This window comes from Microcoleus sp. Pol12B4 (assembly GCF_036701385.1).
Lineage (GTDB): Bacteria > Cyanobacteriota > Cyanobacteriia > Cyanobacteriales > Microcoleaceae > Microcoleus.
This window is the reverse complement of sequence record NZ_JAUBQR010000299.1, coordinates 1-6,434: the sequence shown is the minus strand read 5'-3', so window position 1 is coordinate 6,434 and position 6,434 is coordinate 1. Positions and strand designations below refer to the sequence as shown.

The window sequence follows — 6,434 nt, the reverse complement described above, 5'->3', positions numbered from 1 at the left end:
CGATAAAGTCCGTCGAGCGAGTTGGCAATTTGAATGGCAATGGGAAGAAACTCGTTAATGGGCAAGCCTTCTAGGGGATCCTGGCTAGCGGATGCTAGAGTAGCGAGGTAGCTACATAAGGAAATTCCACCAAAGTCTTCCATCACCAGAGCATAGTGGTTATGGTAAGTCTCCAGGCTGTATGCCTTGACACTGCCAGGGATGTCTAAGTTTTTAGCAATGACGTACTGGTTGCGGAAGTGAACCAGTTCGTTGAAGTTGGGAAAGTCATTTCGCAGTAGTTTTATCACGACGGGTTGCCCATTTTCCGAGCGAATCCCACGATAAACTAGAGTTCGATTTCCTGCGTATATTTGCTCGTTAATGTCATACCCTAGAACAAGATTTTTTATGCTACCCATATCTACGTATTCCTACTGCTTTTTTCAATGCTGAAGCTTCTTATAGTGGATATCTACTATTGTCTCTCTATCTGCCTTGTTAGGGAGGAATTACATTTTTCTTAACATATTTGGGATCTAAAATTATGAAATAGGGCTTTTAAAAAGGCAACTTAATTTTTTATGCAAGAGCTGTTAATACTGGAGTTGAGACTAAGTAGAAAATGGCTTAGCTAAGGCTGATTGAACGATCGCAGTTCATGGAAGAGGAACTGAACACGCTAATCTCGTAGTTGCGAGGCGGCGCTAATTGCGCTATTATATCCCTACTACGAATTGATCACGTCGGAATAGAAATAACAAACTCCGAACCCTGCCCCAGGCAAGAATTTACTGCTAATGTACCTCCATGTTTTTCCACAACAATTTGGTGGGCGATTGACAATCCTAAGCCAGTTCCTTGACCTACAGATTTGGTTGTAAATAAGTGATCGAATATTTTTTGCTTCACTTCATCTGACATCCCCAATCCATTGTCTTTAATCCAAATCAAGACCCGTTTGCCTTCTTTGTCCGTAGTAGTTTGAATCGTGATTTGGTTAGGATTAGCTTTGATTTCACTAAAACTACGTTCCTTACTGGATTCTTCCAGCGCATCAACCGCATTAGCCAAAATATTCATAAAAACTTGATTCAACTGTCCGGGGAAACAGTTCACTAGAGGCAGCTTGCCATACTCTTTCACGATTGCAATAGCAGGCCGGCGCTCGCTGGCTTTTAATCGGTGCTTGAGAATCAAGAGAGTGCTGTCAAGTCCGTCGTGAATATTAAAAGGAACCGGGCGATAGCTATCTGCCCTCGAAAAAGTTCTCAAACTCATACTGATATCGCGAATGCGATCGGCACCCTCATTCATGGAGTTAATCAGTTCGGGCAAATCTTCTCGCAAATACTCTAGGTCAATCTCCTCGATTTTTTCTTCAATTTTCGCTCCCGGCTTGGGAAAATGATCTAAATAGAGATCGATTAGCTCAAACAAATTTTGTACGTATTCCTGAGCCGGTTCTAAGTTGCCGGAAATAAAGCCTAAAGGATTGTTAATTTCGTGGGCTACCCCTGCGACTAAATTTCCGAGAGCAGACATTTTTTCACTCTGCACCAGTTGCAACTGCATCTGTTTGAGATCGTGAAGATACCGCTCTAGTTTTTGGGCGTATTCCTGGGATTGCTGATACAGACGGGCGTTCTGTAGGGAAATTGCTGCTTGGCTACACAGGAGATTGAGAATTTCCACGCGCTCGCTGGTAAAGGCTCCGGTAGCCAGGTTATTCTCCAGGTAAATAATGCCCATCAACTTCCCTTGATGGAGAATTGGCGCACACAGCAGGCTCTTGGGCTGCTGGCGGATGATGTAAGGATCTGCCATCAGCGAAGAATCAGTTGTTGCATTACTAATCAGCAATGGTTGTAAGGTACGTTTAACGCTGTTGATTAGCGCAATGGGAAGCTCCTGACTTTCCTCAAGCGGAATTGATAGCAGCACAGTCGAGCAGGAAGCGACTGTACTCATTGCTTCAACGATTAATTTATTCCCTTTGAGCAATAACAAGGCAGATTTGTCCGCGCCGGCATTTTCAATTACCACTTGCAGCAGCGTCGAGAGTAATCGCTCTAGATGAATTTCGCTAGAGAGTGTTTGGGAAGCTTTGAGAACCGTTTCTAGATCTAACACAGCAGATATGCTGTGGCTGCTGGATGTTGATGATTTGCTAATCCTATGGGATGAAATGGTATTCGTTACCTGGAGCGTTATATCTGATGCGAGCTGTAATTCGTCCGGTTGCAAAATTAACGCTAACAGTTCGGGATAGGATTGCTCGAGATCGCTCACCTTAGCTGCGGCTCCCCAGCGAGCGTAGCTATAGTAAGCATCGTGCAGGTAGTCTCTAGCAACGCGGGTTTTTCCCCACTCTAAATAGAATTTGGCCGCTAATTCGTTTGCCAGGGCAACTTCTTGTAAGTATTCATTCTCTGTCGCTGCAGCGATCGCGCGATCGTAGCATTCTAATGCCTCTGATTTGTGTCCTAAAACTCGGTATCGTTCGGCTTCAACTAAATAAAATTTGTGCAGGTGATTTTCTGGCGCATGGTTAGCCGACTTTTTCATCTTTTGCTGGTTTTTAGCCACCCGTTCGAGAATGCGTTGCTGTTGTGCCTCGCAAACCTGAGAATAGAGTGCCAGATGAGCTAGAGAATCGTACGTGTAGCAGATCGCAACGATGAATAAGCCTGTCGCGTTACCTACATAACTTTCGGCAAGGAGCGCGGCTTCCACCGCCAACTCAAACTTGCCAAACAGATAGCACAGAGTGAGTTCGGTGGCATAGAAATAGTACAGCGCAGTTAGATCGCCCGATCGCTTGAGGGCTGGCAGGATTTCCTGGCGATCGAAGGCATCTCCAGTCAGTTGCCAAGGTTCGGCAGAATCGCCGCTCACATTCAAAATAGCTTGCTGAAAAACCGTCAAATGGCTGGTAAGTCCTTCTTGGTTGAGGTGCGCCAGTTGCTCTCGAAAGGCCGCGCTCTCTCGGCTGAGATCGTTTAATTCTCGACCGACAAACCAACAGTATGAGATGTAAGTGAATCCGCAAATAGCAGCCGATTCTAAATCTCCCGTTTCCAATCCAACTTCATAGCCTTCCCGGAGAAACGGTAAGGAGTTCTTGAGCGGCTCTTTCCAATGCCACACGCTACAGTGAATTGCAACATAGACTCTCGATTTCAGTTCTTTAGCATTGAAATGTTCGAGCAACTTCAATGCTAGTTGTGCGAACTGATAGCCACAGTCAATCTCTCCTACCACCCCACAAAGCATCAGTCCGTAGTAAGCATACCCATTTGCAGAAAATGAAGTATTGCCATATTGAACAGATAAATTTACCTGTTCGAGGACAATAAACGGTAACAGCGCTGGAGTGGCAACAAAGGCAGAAGAAGAGACCGCTGTAAGCATCCGTAAAGCCGCTAACTTGTTAGGATCTTTCATCTGAGGCAGAGTTATTAAGTCCAGCGGTTGCCTCCCAGCCAAGATGGATTTAGTTGCCTCGAATGCCTTAGCAGTATCAGATTGACTGGGTTGCTCTGGTAAACTGTGTCCTAAACGCTCCACACTCTTGAGGGCAATCTGTACGGATTCTAGAAATTGATGTTGGGCTTGAGCTGCTTGAATTAGAACTTCATAGACCTTAATCGTATCCAACAGAGTTTTAGAGTGTTCTGCAATGATTGCCGCCAATTGTTTCATCTGCTCGAAGTTGCCGCTCAGGTAAGCGGCTTCAGTGGCAGCTTCGTAGAGGGCTAGGGTTATTTCGTACTGCGTTTGCCAGCTATCTTCAGCTAACAAAGCGATGCCGGTAGTGCAATACTCAAATGCGGCTGTATAAGCAGTTGCGGCTCTGGCTTTTTGTCCAGCTTTCAGATTGAGTTGGGCGAGTTCTATTTGCTCCGATGGATGGACGATCAGGGATTTGCCGATATTTAGTTGGTTAACGAGCTCAAACAGTTTTTCTTCTTTTTCGGCAACCGATGAATGAGTTAGTAACAGTTGCCCAATTTTTAAGTGAGCGATTTGTTTTTGCTCGTCTGGAATCAGGGAATAAGCAGCTTGTTGGACGCGATCGTGTAAAAACTTGTATTTGGGTAATTGGTCGTGGGTAATTGATAAGTGGTCAAATTCCTTCCCATTCCCGATTACTAATTCGCTATTACCCTCTGCTTGATAAAACTTATAAATTTCACTAATGGGTAAAATTAGCCCGTCTTGTAGTGCCTTCCATAAAGCTGTTGCGGTTTCTACTGACCCATTTTCATCAACAATTGCTAACGTCGCCAAATCGAACTGATTGCCAATACAAGCAGCTAACTTTAAAACGGACTGTGTCCTGCTTGGCAACTTTCGCAACTGAAGTGCCATGAATTCTACTACATCATCCGTTACTGCCAAGGTTCGCACTCGGGCAATATCGCACTGCCAATATCGAGCTTCACAATCAAATTCAATTAGCCCATCTTCATGCAAAGATTTTAGGAATTGTGTGCTGAAGAAGGGATTGCCTTGGGTTTTCTGATAAACGAGTTCTGTCAAAGGCTGAGCCAACGCCGTAGAACAAGCTAGAGTATCGGCAACTAAACTATTTACGTCCGATCGAGCGAGGGGCTCTAAGGTAATAGTATTCACCTTTGCTTCAGTTTTTTGAATATCTGCTAACGTCAGCATTAATGGATGCGCTGGAAACACTTCGTTATCCCGATAAGCTCCAATTAATAAGAGATAGCGGTGATCGTTAGCACTCATCAGCAGTTGCATCAACTTCAAAGATGCTGAGTCGGCCCATTGCAAATCGTCCAAGAAAATCACTAAAGGATGTTCTTTTGTTGTGAATAACTGAATAAATTTTTCAAACAACAAATTGAAGCGATTTTGACCAGCACTTCCCGAAAGCTCTGGGACTGGGGGTTGCGGTCCGATAATACGTTCTAGTTCGGGAATGACTTCAACGATCGCCCCAGCGCTAGCTCCTAAAGCTGCCAAAATATTCGATTTCCATTGCTCAACTTTAGCATCTGTTTCCGATAGCAATTGTCCCATAAAGTCGCGAAAAGCTTGGACAAATGCACTAAAGGGGAGGTTACGTTGGAATTGGTCGAATTTGCCTTTAATAAAGTAGCCACGCTGTCTCACAATTGGTTTGTGTACTTCGTTAACGACAGCGGTTTTACCAATGCCGGAGAAACCCGAAACGAGCATCATTTCGGTGCTACCTGCACTGACGCGCTCAAAGGCAGCTAGCAGGGAGAATACTTCGCTTTCTCTACCATATAATTTTTCGGGGATAATGAAGCGATCGCACAAATCTCGCTCCCCTATTTTAAAGTTAGCCAGGGCCCCTGCCTCTTGCCACTGGAATAAACAAGTTTCTAAGTCGTACTTGAGTCCGATCGCACTTTGATACCTATCTTCAGCATTCTTCGCCATCAGTTTGCTGACAATCTCAGACAGCATCAATGGAACGCTATTGTTAAAACTTGAGGCTGCCAGTGGTTGTTTGGCGAGGTGGCTGTGTACCAAATCCATTGGATCGTCTGTTTGGAATGGTAACTTTCCTGTTAGTAATTCGTAGAATGTTACTCCTAGCGAGTAGAAATCTGTGCGGTAATCAATGCCTCGGTTCATTCGCCCAGTTTGTTCGGGAGATATGTAGGGTAAAGTGCCTTCGAGGACGTTGGGATTTTGAATTTCTTGAGTTTGGCGCGGCAGCAGGGAAGCGATGCTCAAATCAATCAGCTTGACTTCTTTGCTGACCGGGTTAATTAGAATGTTGGCGGGCTTGAGGTCTTTATGGATGACTCGGTGGCGATGAAGTCCGTCAAGGGCATTGGCAATTTGAATCGCAATGGGAAAAAACTCGTTAACGGGCAAGCCTTCTAGAGGTTCATTGCTAGCGGATGCTAGACTAGCCATGTAGCTACTTAAGGAAACTCCGCCAAAGTCTTCCATCACCAGGGCATAGCGGTTATGATAGCTTTCCAGGCTGTATGCCTTGACAGTGCCGGGGATATTTAAGTTTTTAGCAATTACGTATTGGTTGCGGAAGTGAACCAGTTCGTTGAAGCTGGGAAAGTCATTTCGCAGTAGTTTTATCACTACGGGTTGCCCATTTTCCGAGCGAATCCCACGATAAACTAGAGTTCGATTTCCTGCGTATATTTGCTCGTTAATATCATACCCTAGGAAAAGTTTTGTGATCTTAGTCATATCTACGTATTCCTATTGCTTCTGTCAAGCCATAAGCTTCTTAGAGTTACTATCTACTATTTTCCCTCGCTCTGCTGTGCTATTCAGTCAAGTACATTTTTCTTAATATACTTTGTGACTCAACTTATGAAGAAAATGCCAGTTTAAAACAATAGTGGAAGATTTTACAGCGGATTCCGCTGTAATGAGGTACAACAAAATATCATTGTTGTAGTCAAACCTAATGAAAGCGTATTCTC

2 protein-coding genes are annotated in these 6,434 nt (G+C 44.5%); both read right to left on the bottom strand.

Going from position 1 to position 6,434, the window contains the following annotated elements:
- The coding region (locus tag QUA38_RS26635; RefSeq protein ID WP_333167213.1) for a hypothetical protein at positions 1–401 on the bottom strand (401 nt) is incomplete at its 3' end.
- A gap of 319 nt (positions 402–720) precedes the next feature.
- Positions 721–6,195, bottom strand: a complete 5,475-nt coding sequence (locus QUA38_RS26630) for an AAA family ATPase (RefSeq protein ID WP_333167211.1) — start codon at positions 6,193–6,195, stop codon at positions 721–723.
- Positions 6,196–6,434 lie beyond the last annotated feature (239 nt).

Bases quoted from the DNA above. Each gene is read 5' to 3' on its own strand.
- QUA38_RS26630 (WP_333167211.1), bottom strand. From the start codon at position 6,195: ATGACTAAGATCACAAAACTTTTCCTAGGGTATGATATTAACGAGCAA.